This is a genomic window from candidate division WOR-3 bacterium (assembly GCA_016934535.1).
GTDB lineage: Bacteria > SDB-A > SDB-A > SDB-A > SDB-A > JAFGIG01.
Genome location: JAFGSQ010000056.1, coordinates 1 through 17,929 on the forward strand (window position 1 = coordinate 1; position 17,929 = coordinate 17,929).

The following is a 17,929-nucleotide window of genomic DNA, read 5'->3' on the forward strand; positions in this document are numbered from 1 at the left end:
CCCGTTCCCATTCCGAACACGGTAGTTAAGCCTTCCAGCGCTGATGGTACTTCAGTGGCAACGCTGTGGGAGAGTAGGACGCCGCCGAGGTTTTTTATTTATATCTTTATTTCCAAAATACATCCTGTAGCGTATAAAATCTGCTTGACACTTCAACAATTTGTGTTATAGATTTCATTTAACTTAGTGAAAAACAGGAGGCAAAATGAAAAAATTGATGCTAATGGCTATCGTTCTGACCGCGTTTTCGGCGGCGGCATTTTCGCAGTTGGCTCTTCCTATTCACTTCGGCGTAAAAGCAGGTCTCGCTCTCGCTAATGTTTACGGTGAAGACGTAGGAGACAGCACTAGCGGTTGGAAGCCCGGATTTTACGGCGGAGCTTACGCCAACTACAGTTTCAGTCCCATGATGGCCGTTCAGGGCGAACTTCTCTTCACACAGAAAGGCACCAAGTACGACGAGAACAACGTCTCCGGATCTTCTACTTTGAATTACATCAACATCCCTATTCTTCTCAGGTTAAACGTCCCGAATCTCACATTTGGACTTTCATTTTTAGGCGGAGTCGACATGGGAATTAACGTCGGAGCCACATGGGAGTATGAAGCCAATGGAGTCAGTACAGACGGAGATTACGATGACATAAACACGTTAGATCTCGGAGCGGCTTTAGGAGCCGAGGCTTCATATCAGCAGTTCCTTTTTGAAGTCAGGTATGTTCACGGCTTGACTAATATTCAAAAAGAAATCAACAGCGTACAATGGGAAGCGAAAAATCAGGTCATCTGTGCCGGTGTCGGCTATCAGATAATGTAATTGAAGACTTTTTTAAAAAAGCCGCTTTTCGAAGCGGCTTTTTTTTTATGAGGAAGATGATATCGGAAGATTGTTTGAAAAAAATTTACTGTGAAATTAAATCTGAAATAGAAAAACGGTTCGAAGATTTCAGAAAAATAGGCGCCGGCACCGAAGAGGATGTTTTCAGGGAATTGTGCTTCTGTATTCTGACGCCTCAGTCAAACGCCAAAAACTGCTGGAGAGCTGTTCTTGAACTCGAAAAAAGAGACCTGATCCTGAAAGGAAATTCAAAGGAAATATCGGAAGTGCTGAAACTGAAGACGCGTTTTCACAACTGCAAGGCGGAAAATATTGTGCTGGCGAGACAACTCCTGAAAGAATCCCGATTGAGCGGCATTTTGGAAATCGATGACGACTTTGAGATGAGAATCGAGATCGTAAAACGAGTCAAAGGCATGGGGTTGAAAGAAGCTAGCCATTTCATGAGGAACACGGGAAGAGGGGAAAACTTTGCCATTCTTGACAGACACGTTCTGAGATTTCTTGAGCAATTGAAAGTAATAAATGAAATCCCAAAAAATCTGACTTTGAAAAAGTATTGCGAAATAGAAAAACTATACATAAAATATTCAAAAAAAATATCTGTACCTCCAGCGCACCTCGACATGGTAGTTTGGTATTATTCCACGGGTGAGCTTTTCAAATGATTGGGAAACACTTTGTTTTTGCATTGACAGCTTTTACAATCAAGACGTTCATTTTGAGCGACTGCGTCCCTGCATTGAGCGCTGATGATCCATACGAAAGTTACGACAGCTGGAGACGCTTCAAAGTCGCCGAATTCGCTCTTTGTAAAAATTATTCGAGACTTTCTTTCTTCGAAATATCGACGGGAAGTCTGAAATATAAATTCGGAAAAGGATTGGGATTCGTCGATTTGAACAGAATTGACAACGGCGGAGGAGAAATAAAAGAGGCTTTTACCGTTTCAGTTTTACCTTTTTCCATATACATGGCATTCCCCCTCGGAAAAGTTCCCAGGTCCGATCAAAATGAATCAGGTGAAGGAAGAATAATAGTCGTACCGAAACAGGGATTTTTTCAGTACCCGGCTTGTTTATATGTTAACTCGCGGACAAGTATTTTTTCAATGGCGAGTTTCGACGGTAAAAAAGAATACGCGGTCACTTTCGGTTTGTCCGTCGGTTTTGAAAAATCGCTCTGGTATCAGAGTTTTGCAGCCTGTGAGGCCGGTTTTTACGGATTTCTGTGTCCTGTTACGGACGAAAAAGACTTCGCCGTTTATGCCGGAATATCAGTTGGAATGTTGTCAAACTGGAAGAGAGTTGATATATAAAATCTATGAAAATCTGCATGGCTCAACTTAACACCACGGTGGGGGATTTTTCCGGTAATTTCGAAAAGGCCAGGAAGACTATCGAGACCGCTGTCGAAAAAAAAGCCGACATTGTTGTGTTTTCCGAACTGTTTGTTACGGGATACCCTCCAAAAGATCTTTTGGAGCAAAAATGGTTTATTGACAGAGCTGAAAGATATAACGAAAAATATCACAATTTGTCCAGATGTGCCCCTTCAACTGCGATTGTCGTCGGTTCGGTTCAGAGAAACCCTAAAAGGACTGGAAAAGGTCTTTATAATTCGGCTCTTGTGCTTTTAAACGGGGAAATTATTTTCAGTCAGCCCAAAACACTCCTGCCTTATTATGACATTTTCGACGAAGGCAGATATTTTGATTCATCCGGCGCGTCGGAAACATTTGTTTTCAAAAAAACAAAAATAGGATTGACCATTTGCGAAGACGCTTGGTCGGATCCGGATTTCTGGGGAGGAAATACACCTTACGAAAGAAATCCTGTGGACGAACTGTGTAAAAAGAGCGCGAAGATCATCATAAACATTTCCGCGTCGCCTTTTTCGGTGGGCAAACAAAAAAAAAGAAAGAGTTTGTTCGGTAACATTGCCGAAAAATACGGAGTGTTTCTTGTCTATCTGAATCAGGTTGGAGCGAATGACGAATTGATATTCGACGGAGACAGCTTTGCTCTTTCAGAAAAAGCCAAAACAGTGGTTTCATTGCAGTCTTTCAGAGAAGAGATAGCTGTAATTGATACCGGAGAAACCGGATTTAATTCTGTTTGGGACAGTCCGGATGAAACGGTGAGCATATTCAAAGCACTCTCTCTCGGCGTTAAAGACTATTTTATTAAATGCGGTTTTAAAAAAGCGCTGGTCGGTCTTTCAGGAGGCATAGATTCGGCAGTCACCGCCTGTGTAGCCGTCGATGCTCTCGGAAAGGAAAATGTTACGGGTATAACAATGCCGTCGAGATTTTCTTCTGATGGAAGCGTGGGAGACTCGGTAAAACTTGCCTCAAATCTCGGCATAAAGCTTTTAAACATAGATATTGATGGAATATATGAGTCGTATGTAGCGTGTTTGAAAAAGCATTTTGAGAACAGGCCTTTTGACTCTTCTGAAGAAAATATTCAGGCGAGGATAAGAGGCAACATACTCATGGCGTTGTCAAATAAGTTCGGATCAATTGTCCTTTCGACCGGAAACAAAAGCGAAATGGCAGTGGGCTACTGCACGCTATACGGAGACATGAGCGGCGGGCTTGCTGTATTATCTGATGTACCGAAAACGACGGTCTACAAACTCGCAGATTACATAAACAAAAACAGTGAAAAAATACCGATGAACACAATTAAAAAAGCCCCTTCTGCGGAACTGAGATATAATCAGAAAGATCAGGACACCCTGCCGCCATATGATATTCTGGACAGAATTTTAGAATTGTTCATAGAAGAAAATTTTACCGCCGGACAAATAGTTAAAAGCGGTTTTAAAAAAGAAACCGTCGAGTGGGTCATAAAAAAAGTTTTTCAGAATGAGTATAAAAGACAGCAAGCGGCTCTCGGACTAAAAATTACGGAAAAAGCCTTCGGATCAGGACGCAGAATGCCTGTTGCCGCAAAAGCGGATTTTATATCTGATGATCCCATCTAACGGATCTGATGGTGTTTTCGGGTGTTTCAAGCTCTTTCAGTATTTCGTGAGAAAGTTTGTCTGCCGGTCCGCTTTGAAAAAGTTTCGCGTATATTTTCAAGCGCACTGTTTTTTCGACATAATCTTTTTTCATGCTGAAAGTTATGATTTTAATCTTATGTTTTTTTAGAAGATCTATAAGGACCGTAGGATCAAAAGAATCATCTGCTTCGACAATCAAAAATCTGTAAGTGTCCTTGGTAAAGTTTTTTTCCAACAGGTGAATAAACATAAGAGTTATAACCGCCAAAGCGGTTGAATAAAGAGCGATAAAAAAATAACCCGAAGCGACGGCCATTCCTATGCCTGCAGTTACCCACAAAGACGCGGCTGTCGTAAGCCCTCTGACGTTGAAACCCTCTTTGAGTATCGTTCCGGCACCGATAAAACCTATTCCGGTGAGTATCTGAGCGGCGATCCTTCCTGGATCTGCTGTCCCTTTAAAAACCGGATTTAAAGCCGTTTCAATAGATATTATCATGAAAAGCGCCGAACCCAGGCAGACGAGAATATGGGTTCTGAGTCCAGCCGCTCTGCCGTGGACGTCTCTTTCAATGCCTATGAGAGCTCCTAGCAAGGAGGCGACAGTCAGTTTTAGAATATAAGAATAATACTGCGGATCCATGATAATTCAATTATATTGTCAAAACGGAAAATTTGAAAGATAAAGATACCGGATCTATTTCAGACATGAGATGATCTGACTAACGGTTCTTCTTTTTCTGAAGGCATTTTTGGCATCTTCGGTTCTGAAAACTTTATCGTACCTGTTTATAATCTTTTTGCATTCTTCAGCAGTTCTTTCGTAATGTTTGCCGTGTTTTGGAAAAATTGCGAGTAAAAATGCAAGACTTGCTAAGTCTTCAGGCCATTTATCGTCCGAATCGAGTTGTTTTTCAAGCCTTTTTAGGGAGGATGAAAATATTCTGCCGTTTCCGAACTTCTGAGCTAAAAAAGTAGAGACTATGCAGTGATTTAAAATGATTCCGGGAAGACCTTCATTTTTTAATTTACTGAACAGTCGTTCGAAATCGCATTTGTAATCCTCGGCTAATTTGGAGTTTTCGATTTCAGCAGATCTTAGTAAAAGTATCTGAAGAATATAAAAATGCATATTTAAGCTTTTAATTTCGCTGAAAATCTTCATTGACTCAATCAGGTGGTTTATTGAAGCCGTTATCTCGTTTTTGTTGTATTTTACTTCCGCCAAACCGAGGTTGTAGTATCCTTCTCCTATTTTGTTTTCGATCTTCAGGTTAATTTTGTGATATGTTTCCAGCCATTTTATGGCTTCACTGTTTTTTCCGAATTCAGTGTAATAAGTTGAGATGTTGTAGGACGAGATTGCTTCGCCGAGCGCGTAGCCTGTTTTACGATCTATGTCGTTCGATTTTTCATACGCCAAAAGGGCTTTTTGAGGTTTCCCTAGGCTGTCGTAAATTACTCCGAGGTTGTTGTAGTTAGTCGATAGGATGGAGAGCAGTCTCTTTTTCGAGGCTTTTTTTTCGATTTCAAGACGAATTTTCAAAGCTTTCAAAGGCTCGTCTTTTTCATTGAGAATATCGGCCAGTTTACCTCTTAATGAAATAGTATCTGAATCGTCCTTTCGGGAAATAAATTTTTCCGCTTTTAAAAGATACTCGTGAGAGCCGTTTATGTCTCCAAAAAAATAAAGCACATCCGCTTTGTTCATGAAAATCCTGAAAAAGAATGTATTCTGCAGTTTACTGCGTTTTAATTTTTTCGCAAGGATAAGCGCTTTTTTCAGGCAATTCCGTGCTTCAGTAAATCGGCTCATCCTCACAAGCTGACTGGATAACTCCAAAAAATATGTTATTTTCTCGGAATGATTAAGAGGAAGAGACCTGGCTTTTTCAAAAAATCGAAGGGATCTTTGATGGTTTCCGCTGAAACCGAGAAGTCTTCCCGATGTCATGAGAAAATCGAAGTAAATAGTTTTCTGAGGAGCGAAATGTCTGTTTTCAGTTATGTCTGAACATTTATCGAGATACTCTATTGAGTGATGAAAGGAATAGCGTTTTTCGTCGTAATGCGCCGAAAAAAGATAATAACGGAATGCATCCTTCAAGTTCCCTGATGCTTCAGCGTGGTGAGCCAGCATATGAGCGTTGGAAATTTCATTTGAAAGTGATTTTTCAAGAAAACTGAAAATCCTTCCGTGTAAATTCGTTTTTTCTTCGTTTGTAAGACTGGCGTATATTGAATCTCTTATGAGTATATGATTGAAAATGAATGCGCCTTCGTCGTTTTTTGATATAAAATTCCTACCTACCGTTTTAAAAATTGTCTCCTTGTCAGAAATTCCCGAAATGAAAGAGGCCAGGTTTTGATCGAACGCATAACCGACTGCTGATGCGGTTTCGAGAAATATTTTTGATTTCTCGTCCAACATGTCAAAACGACTCAAAATGATCTCACCAACGGATTGCGGTACTTCAAAATCGGCGGAAGGTCTGCCTTTCCATGTGTTATTTTCCTTCCACACAATACCTTTTTCGACGAGCATTTTCGTTATTTCTTCCAAAAACAGAGGGTTTCCCTGACTGTATTTGATGATTTTATCTTTCAAAACAGGAGGTATGTTTTCTATGTTGAGAATAAAAGAAATCAATGAATCGGATTGCTCTTTTTTCAGAGGTTTCAGGTTCATTTCATGCAAATTTGAAATTCTTTCAAATTTATCCCTGTATTCTCTGAGTATTTCAACGTCTTGTATCGAGCGAGCGACCAGTATGAAAATGACTCTGTTCGGCGGAAGTTCCCTTATGAAAGTGTCAATCATGTCGAGCAGTGGTTTTCTCGCCCAATGAAGGTCTTCAAAAACCAAAACAAATTTTATTCCCGGAGATTTGTTTAATCTGTTGTTGGTCAATTCTGCGAGTGTTTTCAGCAGGAACCTGATTTTGGGTCTTTCGGTGTTGATTTTTTGTATTCCAGAAAAAAAATCCTTGAACGTTTCGGCGGCAAGCTTGTAGTAAAAAATGCCTTCACTTTTTAAAAATGCCTCTGTCTTTTCATTGTCTTTTATATTCGTTGAACCGAAAGGTATTCCCGGAAGCATATTTTCAACGAAGGATTTTACGCTGTAGAAACTGTCCGCACCGTACGGAAGAGTTCTTGTTTTAATGCTTTCAGATTCTTTTATATGGTTGTAAATGAATTCTTCGACGAATCTGGTTTTTCCGACTCCCGGCTCGCCCGTGACGAGTAATAATCGGTGTTTATCGTTTTTCTTTTTGAAGTAATTGCAAACCGAAAGAGTTTCCGTTTCCCTGCCGACAAAAGGCACTTGAGTCCATTTGACACCCCTTCTGCTTTTCCTTTCAGTTTTCACCGAAAGAAATTTATACACGCATACACCTCTTTTTTTCCCTTTGAATTTAATGTCACCGATTAAACGATAATTGAACTGGTGAGAAGTCGCTTCAACGACTCTTTCGCTGACGTATATGTTATTTTTAGGACATATTTGCTGTAATCTGCTGGCAACGTTAATGGCGTCGCCTACGATAGAAAACGATGAAACTCCGTTTACTTCAATGTGACCGCACAGAACATTACCGGAGTGTATGCCTATGTGAAAAGAGATCGGAATACCCGATTCAGAGGTAAGAGTGCCAGAGGATTTAAAAATAGAAAAAGCTGTAAAAACGGCTCTTTCGTCCTGGTTTTCAAGAGACGAAGGAACTCCAAACGAAAAAACTATCTGATCGCCGACAACCTGATAAAGATTTCCTCCGAAGTTTTTGGCTATGGAGTCTGTTTTACAGAAAACTGACTCAAGAATTTTTTTTACTTTTTCGGGATCGTTTTTCTCGGCAATTGATGAAAATCCGACGATATCAACAAAAAGAAGAGTGCAGAATCTTCGGGAAGTTTTCATTTGATTTGTCAGAATCTGAATTCAGCCCAAAGATTAACTCCGACGTTCCTGATTTTTCTTCCCGTTTGCCTGTCTTCGTTGATGGAGTAAGTGCCGTTCATTCCTCCCGTGACGTTCTGAGAAAAATTATAAGAAGCCATGGGAGAGATCGTGTAATTGGATCTGAATGAAATTATCTCTCCGGAGGTCCTGTAAAGTTCTTTTGCCGTATTGTAATTATAAGCGAGTGAAAAGGTCATCAGGCTGTTGAACTTGAGCGTCCTGCCGAAAAACGGCAGACCTCCCGGGGCTGAGAAACTGTAACCAACCGTCGCTGAATACGAATTGTTTTCCTGTCTGAGGTAGGTTTTAATGACGCCTATGTTGTCTATGTCGGTCTGTGTTTTTGTCGTCGAGAAATTAGTAAGAAATCCGTTTTTCCATCTTACTTGCAAAGACAACAAAGGCGACAGATCTATCCCCAAAGTTGTTCTCGTAGGTTCCTGATCTTCTGGCCCCGATTTTGTCTTCGTGGTCGAAAAGCCGGTTGAAACGGTTGAACTTTCTATGGCTTTCAGTTTGAGCAGTTTTTGCAAATTTAAAAGACTGACTGTTAAACGCGGCCATGTGGTCGATTCAGTGTAAGTCATGTTTCCTATATTGCCGCCGAAATTTCTTGACCAGGCAAAATGAACACCCGTTGTCAGATTGGGAAAACTGAGGCCGGAATTGCCTGTAAAACCATAGGTCCAGCCGAAATAATCGTTGGGAGATATATATTTACCCGTTTTTTCGGAGTCGATGTTTTCGACGAGTCCAAGTTGGTACTGCCAGTCAGGGATGCCGGTAAGTCTGTAAAGACGGGTCGTCCTCGTTCGTGAAACAGTTAAACTTAAAGGATTTATGTTGCGGCCCAACCGCCCGATGTTCATCAACAACCAGTGCGGAGATCCGACTGTTGCAGATGAATCGCGATTTTCGTCCCTTATTTTTCCTACGAATTCCAGGGGTTGTACAAAACTTATAGAAGTGTTGAAAGAAAGAGTGTTGGTGTTTGAAACGTTGAAAATGTCGGTAGTATCGTATGTCATAATCAATTCGGGGCGGGAATCTTCCGAATAATTTGTTTCAAAGGATACTGTAGGTCTTATAAAAGGAAGAGGAAGAGGTGTGTATCTGGCTGAAACTCTCTGAGTTTTCAATATCTGTCTCCCGAGAAAATATTCCGATATTTCAATGTCTCTGTTCTGGGAGATTGAATAAGTCAGATTAAGCGGTTTTAAAAGATTGTATCCGAGGGTCATAGTGGAATTCAGATTTCTCTGAAGAAGATTTTGCAGAAGCTGTCCCGACGTATCCGGAATCAGATGAGACGCGACTTTTGTGTAGGAATATGTGGAGGTAAAACTTATGTTGTTGAAGAACGTTCCGATTTCCTGTCCGGCGAATTTTATTGTTTTAATTGAAGGGTTGTGCGACCAGGAGTAAGTAGCCGTTTTTACCCAGGACGAATCCGCTCTGTTGTAACTCAGATTGTTCACATTTGTCCATGAGTAATTAAACCTTGAATGATCAATTACCAGAGAGGCAAGAAGATTTAGCGTTCTGCCGGATTTTGAAAAAGCAAAAGAGTAGTGACGCGTTTCCGACGATGAAGATTTGTCGTTTGATTCATCCGGATTGAGTCTTATGTCCGATCCGGGATAGAATTTGGGGAGACTGTTGGTTTTCGAGTAAGAGGCGGTGAAGGGAAGCGACAACATCCATCTTGAAGGTAAAAATTTTCCGCCCTGAAAAATAGCTATTCCGGAATAATTCGTCGAGGTCGAGCCGCTGCCTCTTTCCTCTGTAATTCTCTGATAGTCGGCGCCATACTGGTAACCGGCAAGGTTTACAGTCAAGACATCTCCGAAAGACATCCCGACGTTGACGTTCGCGGCCATGCCTCTCTCACGGTAAGGAGAGATCAGCCGAAGGTCATCTATCCATATCTCACCGCCAAGGCCGGCCGTTTGATTCTGGCTGACAATGCTAATGGATGTCCTGTTTATTTTTGTAAGGGAAGGTTTGTTAGCTCCGTATGTCGTGACGAAATAATTTCCGGAATTCCAAGTCCCGGAGGTGTCTCCTTCGATGGTTTTTTTCAATTCTATGAATTCATCGAACTCAATCGAAAGCTCCTGCCACCCATTCGGAACAGGCGTGCGGTATTCGTAGTAGGAAAGCGTGTCCCCGCCGAATTTAATTGAAAAATACCCGTTCTGTCCTTCTCCGTGAACGTAAACGAGCATTTTTCTGTAGTTGTTGTAATTATCTTCGAGTACGGTTGAATAATAGCAACTGGCTGATCTGTTGTAACCGAGATTCCTAATGACAAAAGCGAGGGATTGTTCTTTTTTTGTGTTTCCGTAATTGTCTCTGCCCGGGTCGAACGGAGGCGTGTAATTCGGGTCGTCGTAATTGTTTCTCGTGGTGACTTCGAAGAACTCTTCAGGAAGAATTACCGCGGCGGAATCCACAGAAAAAACGTCGTTTCTTTTCCATCTGTTGCCGGACACTGAAATCCCGCCGAAAACCAGCGAGTCTGTGTTTGTAGTAAAGCTGTCGATCCAGATTCTGGCGTATCGCACTCTTTCCCAGTCCGGATAACCGACGACAGTTCCTATACCGCTGTCGTGAAGAGGGATTTTGTATAGTCTCCAGCCGTTTCCTCTGTCTATGTCAAGAAAAGAAGTGTCGCCGGGAGAAAACGAATATTCGACGTAGTCGCGCGAGAGATTTAGTATTCCGTCGCCGTTCAGATCTTCGGTGTCAAGTATTTTATTGCCCTCTGTTCCCTTGAGCTGTCTGTAAGTGGAAGAGTTTACGTCGTCAGGGTAATCGTCGTTCCATTCGTCGCCGGGAACATGATTGGCGTCTACGCCTTCGATGCCGTCCAGACCGAAATCTTCGCCTATGTCGAGAACGCCGTTTCTGTTTTTATCTTCGGTGTTGAGAATCCCGTTCCAGCCGGCAATCGAATCCGAAACTCCGGTTCTTCTAGCGACGTCCTCCGTTATACTGTAACCGAGGTCGATGTTAACTCTGCCCCCGTCTCCGTATACCCACACTTCGAGATATCTGAACTGAGACAAGTCGGCTCCCGTCTTTGATATACACTGCTGAATGGATACGAACGAGGCCGGGGACTGATTCCTCGGTTCGATTACGAGACTGAGAACCTGAATGTTGTCGTTTCTCTCCTGTTCGGGAAGATTGGGATATAAATGGCCTTTTGTGAACCAGTCGTTAGGGCTGTACCAGTAAATATGTCCAAGATCCGCCGTGTCAAGGTAAACAGGCGAGTTGTTTATTATTTCGTCGGGTATGCTTCCAAAATGCCAGTTTGCTCTGCTGACACCGAGATTCAGCGACATTTTGTTTCCATCCATATCGTCGAGATAGACAAATCCCTTAGTGTTGGGATTAGGCATGGAAAACGCGACGGCGCCTCTTATGGAAAGATTGGACGGAACGGTAGAAGTGATAAACGGCAAAATATCGACGGCTTTGGTCATAAAAGAAGGGCTGAACGTCAGATTGGCGTCCATAGTAGCCATTGTGATGTTTCTCGGTTCGTTTCCGAGTTGAGGGTGTTCTTCTTTTGTGCTTATACTGCGGTACATAGTTGTCGCGCCAATGTTTATGGCCGGGGATATGCTGTAATTGAACCTGACACCGAGTAGAGATTTGTCTGCGAGGCTTATGAAAGGGGCGTATTGAAAATCTATATTTACCACAGCGTTTACGTCGTTGACCTTGTCGGTTATGAACGTGATTATCCCGATGTCGTAATCTATTGTGTAATCGACGTTCCTCACAAGTCTTTCTCCGTTGATGGTTACGACTTCGGAACCTTCGAGTATGTTCATCGCTCCCAGGGAAAACACAGATCTTATTCCCTTGTAAGACAAGACCAGTTTGTATTTTCTTCCGACGTTTGTAGAGGTCGTGTCGTAAATTATCGAATCCGGGTCAAGTAGTGCCGCGCTCGCGAAGGGCTTTTGAAGAGAGTCGGGAAAAGCGATAAATCCCCTGTCGTAATCTATGTATCCGTCGTCAATGTATCCGTTGTCATCGTCGTCCAGACCGAGCAGTCTCAAATAAGTAGTGGCGCCCTGTGTTTCTTCGTCAATACCTGAACCAGTATTATGTTTGAAAATTTTCAGCTCGAAACTGCCTGGGACAATCGCCGTGGACCTGAGTGAATATCTGTTTCTTATCTGCAAATCCCAGGTTGGATAATATGTCCTTTCGACTATCGGTTTTAATACTTTTATGTCGATGGTCTGAGATGTGTCGTATTGGTCCTGAACCGTACCTACGGTGTCTACTCTGTAAACCTGACCGCCGGGAACATTTCTTCTGTTAATGACATAACACACTCCGAGAGCGTAATTCTGATCCAAAGGAATCCTGAGTTCCAGAGTTTTGCTTTGATAATTGAAAATATAAAAATTGTCTGAGCCCGCTTCCTGAGGATCGAAATATCCGAGTGACATGACAGTGTCAGGATAAGGAGAAGCCGTGTAAAAGCGAAGTCTGCCTTTTATGGCGCCGGTCAAGGCGTTGTTTGTTCCGTTGTTGTCGTCAACCCAAACAATAAGCTTTGTTATTGAGTCGTATGGATTTATGTCGCCCAAAGAATCACCCGGCCGGCCTAACCAGAAGTATTGCCTTCTGATGTAATCAGTGTCCCAGAGTACTAGGGTGTCGACGGAAGCTCTGCCCACGAAAGTACGACGTTCAGCTTTTCCCTCTTCCTTTGTTGCTATTGCAGTGATATTTATTCCGGCTACCTGCATTTCTGATTTTATTCCGAAAAGACCCATCTGGATCGGCGGCATTCCAATCAGTTCAGTGCCGGGAAGCGATAGCTGAGTGTGCCCCATTTCTATCAGGTGAATTATTTCGTCCTGCTCACCCCTGTATTGCAGTCTTATTTTGTTTTTCAGATCCGCCTGAGCTTCACTGTTGTGATCGACAAAAACGTTAATCTTTTCTCCGATCGTGCCCTGGAGGTTGACGTTCAGTTGTTGTTTCATCTCAAGTTCCGGAAGGAAATCGTTCTGTGTGTATTCGGTCTGTATGGCGTTGAGATCGGTGGACTGGCTTCCTCCGAACTGGATTCGCTGGGACCCGCTGATTTTCAGATTGCCTCCCTGGCCGATGAAACCGGCAATCGCGCGAGGTATTCTTATGGGAAGATCGATGTCAGGTATCAGACCTTGATTGGAGAGGGTCTGCTGCTGCTGGAGAAAGCTCATTGTGTAATCTGCCAGTTTGTTTTTCAGTGTCGAAGAATAGGCATAAGCTTTGTAATCTTTTACTGAGATAATATTTTCCGTCCACAGGGATAGGGAATCGTAATAAGCCTCTTCGATCAGCATTCCCCTGTCCGGCAGTATAGTCTGCCTGAATCGGAGTTTCGTCATGTTTCTGTAAACGTAATCTCTCATCATGCCGCCAATGCGGGAATTAAAATCAGTTGTCTGTGAGTTTATAGGAAACGACGGCTGTAACAAAAAAGCCGCGGTCTGAAGCACCAGAAAAAATAAAGGTTTTCTTATTTTATTCAATATTTCTTTTCTTGCCGCCGACAGCCTGAAATATCTTTTTAAACAAAAATTCGAAGTTCTCGTTCAAGCCGAAATTGAGAGCGTTTTTTTTGCACACCTTCACGCATTCTCCGCACAGAAAACAATTGCCAGACACGACGGCTTTTTCAATGGGCAATTCGATGTGGCATACTTTTTCGCACAGTCCGCAGGAAGTGCAGGCGTCTTTGCTCAGCCTGACCCTGACAAGACTGAAACGCCCGAAAAATGAAAAAACTGCTCCCACCGGACACGCCAGTCTGCAGAAAGGTCTTTTGGCGTAAATGGAAAAAACGAGGGTTAACAACAGTATGGAAAGCTTGAGAGAAAACATCGATTGGGCGAGATCTCTTAATGCTGAACTTGCGGCTCCGAATGAAATCAGAGGTATTCCCGCTTCGAGAGAACCGACCGGGCAGAGTTTGCAGAACCAGGGTTCGCCCGTAACTGCTGGAAGAAAAACAATGGCGACGACGAATATCAGATATTTGAGATGAGTTGCAAAATGGGGTATTTTGATCTTTGTTGTTTTTATTCTGTTCAGAAGAGTTTGTATCAATCCGAAAGGGCATAGCCATCCGCAGAAAAGCTTGCCGAAAATCAGTGAAATAGAAAGCATAAATCCGAGGACGAATTGAGGAATTATCATCTCTCCGGTCAAATGTTTATACGTAAATACATGCTGAGTGACGCCGACCGGACAGGCGAAAGTGGCTGAAGGGCAGCTGTGGCAGTTAATAAAAGGTGTACAGTAGCGTTTTGCCGGTCCCGTGTATATCCCCTGGCTGAAGCCTTTGAAATAGCTGTTAAAGGCGGCGAAAGAAATCACTCCAATGAGAGTCCGGAATTTTAAAAAAACTTCTGTTATTCTATTCCTATGCATGAAAGGCATATCCTCGAAGCGTAAGATCTGTATTCAGACAGCTCGGAAACGATGACGGAGTTTTGATTATCTTTCAGCCCCGAGACGATCAGTTTAGCCGAAACCAGTAAAAGGTAAGCGAACAAAAAAAGCTTGAGCCATAATAATTTTTTCGAACGCATAAATCCTATGAACAACAGTGCGGCAAAAAATACAAAAAATATATTGACCGCGATGGGATTTGCAGGAAAAGGAACCAGGATTTTTGTGAAATATTTAAAAGTCATTACAAAATAATTCATCACAAACATTAAATCTCACCTTTTTTAACCTGCAAGCAGGACTTTTTATTCTGCTTATTTTTTTCTGAGAAACGGATACACCGCTAAAATTATAATTCCTATTGCGATTAAAACCCAGAATGCTTCGAAATTTGTTCCTCTGACGACAAACTTGGATTTTGTAAAAAAACTGACCGCCTTGAGCGCTACGCCGGCGGTAAAAATTACAACGCCTGTTATTAAATCGCCTTTTTTCATAATTTCGCGAATTCTCAAAAAAATTATTAACTGAATTTTCGCAAGAATTATGTAACATATACACTTTGAAAAGCATCAAGTCAACACAAAATCAACTCTGGAGTTTCCAATGAGTCTTTATTAGGTGTAAGGTTTATCCTTGACAGTTTAAGGACGTGTGGTAAAATGTTTGACTTTATTATTGAATTTTTAATCCAAATAAATCTCTAAGGAGGGAGGACCCCTTATTATGAAGAAAAGTCAGTTATGGAAGTTAATAGTAATCGTAGCGGCCATCGGAATATCTCTTTTTCAGTTGTCATTTTCTTACAGGTATTACAGCCTGCCCAGAGAAGAAAGATATTTGCCTGAAAATGCACCTCTGAGAATGAGGTCGATTAAGCTGGGATTGGACCTCGAAGGAGGTTCTCATTTTCTGCTCGCGGTCGACACTTCGGGAACAGGCGGAACTGACATGGTCAATCAGGTCGTCGAGATACTTATGAGCCGCGTTGACAAATACGGCGTAAGCGAACCCGTTATTGAAGTTCAGGGAAAAAACAACATAGTGATAGAATTGCCGGGCGAAATGGATCCAATGATCGCCAAAAAGCTGATCGGTACAACCGCCACTCTCGATTTCAGAGTCGCGAGAAGAGCCGAGGAACTGAGAAACATAATAGACAGAATCGACAGGGAAAACGAAGGCAGATTTTCAGCTCTTCTTAAAACATTTCCCGGAGGTCAAAGTATAATATGCAGCGCAAGCGACTGGAAAGTTCTTGATTCCATGATTGTAGATGCCAGATCCAAAGGCATAGCGGATTCAGCGTCCGGGAAAGTCCTTCTCTGGAGCGTAGTCGAAGAAGGCGAAGATTTCGGAATACCAGATTACAGAGAACTTCTTCTGGTCAGTTCAGTCCCTGAAATACTCGGAGCCTCTATAGTTTCGGCAAGGGCTGCGCTGGGAACGAGCAACAGCCAGACAGAGCCGAGGGTAGACCTCGAAATAGGAGGCATGGCGAGAGCGGATTGGGCGAGAGTCACCTCGGAAAATATAGGGAACAGAATAGCCATAGTTCTCGACAACGAGGTTTTTTCAGCCCCGGTAGTAAACAGCGCTTCGACGACAGGAAAATCGACCATTACCCTCGGACGTGGGACTCTCGACGACGCAAAAGCGCTCGCTTCAGTCCTTCAGGCCGGAAGAATGCCCGCGAGAGCGGACATCGAGGAAAGTTTTGTCATAGGACCCAGCCTCGGCGCCGATTCGATAAGGACAGGAATCAAGAGCCTGCTGATTGCCGCCGCTCTCATAATGCTAATTATGCTGGTATATTACAGGTTGAGCGGCCTTGTGGCGGATTTTACCCTGGTGCTCAACATGCTTTTCCTTCTGGCCATACTGTCTGCGTTCAATCTCACGCTAACTCTTCCCGGAATTGCAGGTCTGGTCCTTGTTATTGGAACGGCGGTTGACGCCAACGTACTCATTTTCGAGAGAATCAGAGAAGAACTTGAACAGAACAAGTCCGTAAAAAAGGCTGTTGAAACCGGGTTTTCAAAAGCCTTCATTACGATTCTCGACGCCAATGTCACCACTCTATTATCGGCTCTCATACTCTGGTGGTTTGGGAAGGGTCCGATAAGAGGATTCGCCGTTACTCTCAGCGTGGGGCTCATAGCGAACGTCTTCACGGCTGTTTTTATCAGCCGCTTCATTTTCGACACTTTATTGACTAAAGATAAAACACAGAAGCTGAGCATATAGGAGGATCCCGGAGATGACAAAGATATTTAAAAACCCCAACGTAAATTTCATAAAAGCAAGAAAAATCGCATATTCGATATCGGTTGTACTCTTTATTCTTTCTGCTGTATCTCTTGTTTTTCTTTGGAATTCGAGGCAGGGAATCGATTTCACAGGCGGAACAATTATTAGGTTGACCGTCGACGAGGGAAAACTCAGCACAGCGAATATCAGGGGCATACTGTCCGGCATGGGAATAGGCAGGAGTATAATTCAGGAGACAAAGAATGAGAATTCAACTGGATACATAATAAGAATACCTATCATAGCGGAAGATACAGCCCACACAGCTTCCTCAATCCAAACAGCCGACAGCGCTCTCATAAAATTCGTGGATGAATACGGAAGATCTGAAGTAAAGCTCGGCATATTTGTTAAGGAGGATTTGGCTCAGGACATTAGAGCGTTGGCCGACACAAACCTTTTCAAATTAAAGGGATTCGCAGTTCTCGAAGGAGAAACTCTCTATCTGATGGAAGGTGAATTCTCCGGAAACCTCACCGGAATTCGGGTGGCGGAGGGATTGGGAAATATGATCCAGCTGACCACGCCGCTTGAACCAACTGTAAAAACGAGCGACAAAATGACAGGCAGAGGTTTCGACAGCGTTGTTGTTTTTTCGGACATTGAAAATCCGGCTCTGTCGTTGAGGGTTTTCGCCGATTCTGCCAAGTGGGATTCGCTTGAAAAGGCTGCGTATCCTGAAGTCCGAGAGCAGGAGATTTCAACTTCGATAGACGTGAGATTGAAAGAGGCCATAGAAAGCAGACACGAAGACGTCACAGTGACCGTTGCAGGAACCGAGCACGTCGGCGCGAGAATGAGCCACAACCTCAAAATGAGGACTCTTTGGGTCGTGCTTCTCGGGATAGCGGTTATACTCGGATACGTCAGCATAAGATTCACATACCGTTTCGGCGTTGCATCCGTCATAGCTTTGATCCACGACGTCATAGTAACCGCAGGAATATACGCCCTCACGGGATTTGAATTCAACATGTCTACAATAGCCGCTCTTTTGACTCTCATAGGCTACTCAATAAACGACTCGATCATAGTCTCCGACAGAATAAGAGAAACAAACAAGATGAACAAGGGCAAGGAATTCGGCGAAATTGTAAATCAGAGCATAAACGCAACTCTGAGCAGGACCATAATAACCGCCTTTACGACTTTCGTAGTACTTCTCGTGCTATTTATAGTCGGATCCACTACGATTAAGGATTTCGCTTTCGTCCTCATGATGGGTGTAATAGTCGGAACTTATTCATCCATTTTCATAGTCGCGACAGTCGTTTATGACTGGGAAAAAAGATTTCCCACTCCGTTAGGAAAATCAAGAGCCTGACGGT

At 42.9% G+C, this 17,929-nt stretch carries 12 protein-coding genes and 1 rRNA gene; 7 read left to right on the plus strand and 6 right to left on the minus strand.

Annotated elements, in window-relative coordinates; translation table 11 throughout:
* The 5 genes from rrf to JXL83_08145 form a co-directional block, all read left to right on the plus strand.
* Nucleotides 1-90: ribosomal RNA gene (gene rrf, locus JXL83_08125) — 5S ribosomal RNA — on the plus strand; the annotation flags it as partial.
* 115 nt (nucleotides 91-205) lie between these two features.
* Nucleotides 206-817: a PorT family protein gene (locus tag JXL83_08130; protein MBN2364083.1), complete on the plus strand. Its 612-nt coding sequence runs from the start codon at nucleotides 206-208 to the stop codon at nucleotides 815-817.
* Between the two features lie 74 nt (nucleotides 818-891).
* Nucleotides 892-1,506 (plus strand): N-glycosylase/DNA lyase, encoded by a 615-nt coding sequence (locus tag JXL83_08135; protein MBN2364084.1) that lies wholly within the window; start codon nucleotides 892-894, stop codon nucleotides 1,504-1,506.
* Nucleotides 1,503-2,156: a hypothetical protein gene (locus JXL83_08140; protein ID MBN2364085.1), complete on the plus strand. Its 654-nt coding sequence runs from the start codon at nucleotides 1,503-1,505 to the stop codon at nucleotides 2,154-2,156. Before JXL83_08135 ends, JXL83_08140 begins: the two co-directional genes overlap by 4 nt.
* A 5-nt stretch (nucleotides 2,157-2,161) precedes the next feature.
* A complete protein-coding gene (locus JXL83_08145) occupies nucleotides 2,162-3,829 on the plus strand; it encodes an NAD+ synthase (protein ID MBN2364086.1) in 1,668 nt (555 codons plus the stop codon).
* On the opposite strand, the gene JXL83_08150 is transcribed toward JXL83_08145, so the two are convergent.
* Genes JXL83_08150 through JXL83_08175 form a run of 6 tightly spaced genes read right to left on the minus strand, consistent with a single transcriptional unit; the run spans nucleotide 3,807 to nucleotide 14,788 of the window.
* On the minus strand, nucleotides 3,807-4,493 hold the full coding sequence (locus JXL83_08150; protein ID MBN2364087.1) for an MgtC/SapB family protein: 687 nt from the start codon (nucleotides 4,491-4,493) through the stop codon (nucleotides 3,807-3,809). The two genes, JXL83_08145 and JXL83_08150, sit on opposite strands and share 23 nt — an antisense overlap.
* A gap of 54 nt (nucleotides 4,494-4,547) precedes the next feature.
* Nucleotides 4,548-7,772: a tetratricopeptide repeat protein gene (locus tag JXL83_08155; GenBank protein ID MBN2364088.1), complete on the minus strand. Its 3,225-nt coding sequence runs from the start codon at nucleotides 7,770-7,772 to the stop codon at nucleotides 4,548-4,550.
* Nucleotides 7,773-7,780: 8 nt separating this feature from the next.
* Complete coding sequence (sprA, locus tag JXL83_08160) at nucleotides 7,781-13,369, minus strand: cell surface protein SprA (protein ID MBN2364089.1); 5,589 nt, start codon at nucleotides 13,367-13,369, stop codon at nucleotides 7,781-7,783.
* Entirely contained in the window at nucleotides 13,362-14,270 is a 909-nt protein-coding gene (locus tag JXL83_08165; GenBank protein ID MBN2364090.1) for a 4Fe-4S binding protein, read from the minus strand. The genes sprA and JXL83_08165 overlap by 8 nt, the downstream gene beginning before the upstream one ends.
* Nucleotides 14,252-14,551, minus strand: coding sequence for a hypothetical protein (locus JXL83_08170; GenBank protein ID MBN2364091.1), 300 nt, complete (start codon nucleotides 14,549-14,551; stop codon nucleotides 14,252-14,254). Before JXL83_08170 ends, JXL83_08165 begins: the two co-directional genes overlap by 19 nt.
* Before the next feature lie 54 nt (nucleotides 14,552-14,605).
* Complete coding sequence (locus JXL83_08175) at nucleotides 14,606-14,788, minus strand: hypothetical protein (GenBank protein MBN2364092.1); 183 nt, start codon at nucleotides 14,786-14,788, stop codon at nucleotides 14,606-14,608.
* 229 nt (nucleotides 14,789-15,017) lie between these two features.
* Here JXL83_08175 and secD point away from each other — a divergent pair, with 229 nt between their 5' ends.
* Nucleotides 15,018-16,538 (plus strand): protein translocase subunit SecD, encoded by a 1,521-nt coding sequence (gene secD / locus JXL83_08180; GenBank protein ID MBN2364093.1) that lies wholly within the window; start codon nucleotides 15,018-15,020, stop codon nucleotides 16,536-16,538.
* Between the two features lie 13 nt (nucleotides 16,539-16,551).
* Nucleotides 16,552-17,925, plus strand: a complete 1,374-nt coding sequence (secF, locus tag JXL83_08185; GenBank protein ID MBN2364094.1) for a protein translocase subunit SecF — start codon at nucleotides 16,552-16,554, stop codon at nucleotides 17,923-17,925.
* The last annotated feature ends 4 nt before the right edge of the window (nucleotides 17,926-17,929 follow it).

What these genes read in the sequence shown, in the direction of transcription:
- JXL83_08145 (MBN2364086.1), top strand. Translation starts at nt 2,162, where the DNA reads ATGAAAATCTGCATGGCTCAACTTAACACCACGGTGGGGGATTTTTCC.
- JXL83_08175 (MBN2364092.1), bottom strand. Translation starts at nt 14,788, where the DNA reads ATGAAAAAAGGCGATTTAATAACAGGCGTTGTAATTTTTACCGCCGGC.
- JXL83_08155 (MBN2364088.1), bottom strand. Translation starts at nt 7,772, where the DNA reads ATGAAAACTTCCCGAAGATTCTGCACTCTTCTTTTTGTTGATATCGTC.
- secF (MBN2364094.1), top strand. Translation starts at nt 16,552, where the DNA reads ATGACAAAGATATTTAAAAACCCCAACGTAAATTTCATAAAAGCAAGA.
- JXL83_08140 (MBN2364085.1), top strand. Translation starts at nt 1,503, where the DNA reads ATGATTGGGAAACACTTTGTTTTTGCATTGACAGCTTTTACAATCAAG.
- secD (MBN2364093.1), top strand. Translation starts at nt 15,018, where the DNA reads ATGAAGAAAAGTCAGTTATGGAAGTTAATAGTAATCGTAGCGGCCATC.
- JXL83_08170 (MBN2364091.1), bottom strand. Translation starts at nt 14,551, where the DNA reads ATGAATTATTTTGTAATGACTTTTAAATATTTCACAAAAATCCTGGTT.
- JXL83_08130 (MBN2364083.1), top strand. Translation starts at nt 206, where the DNA reads ATGAAAAAATTGATGCTAATGGCTATCGTTCTGACCGCGTTTTCGGCG.
- JXL83_08150 (MBN2364087.1), bottom strand. Translation starts at nt 4,493, where the DNA reads ATGGATCCGCAGTATTATTCTTATATTCTAAAACTGACTGTCGCCTCC.
- JXL83_08165 (MBN2364090.1), bottom strand. Translation starts at nt 14,270, where the DNA reads ATGCATAGGAATAGAATAACAGAAGTTTTTTTAAAATTCCGGACTCTC.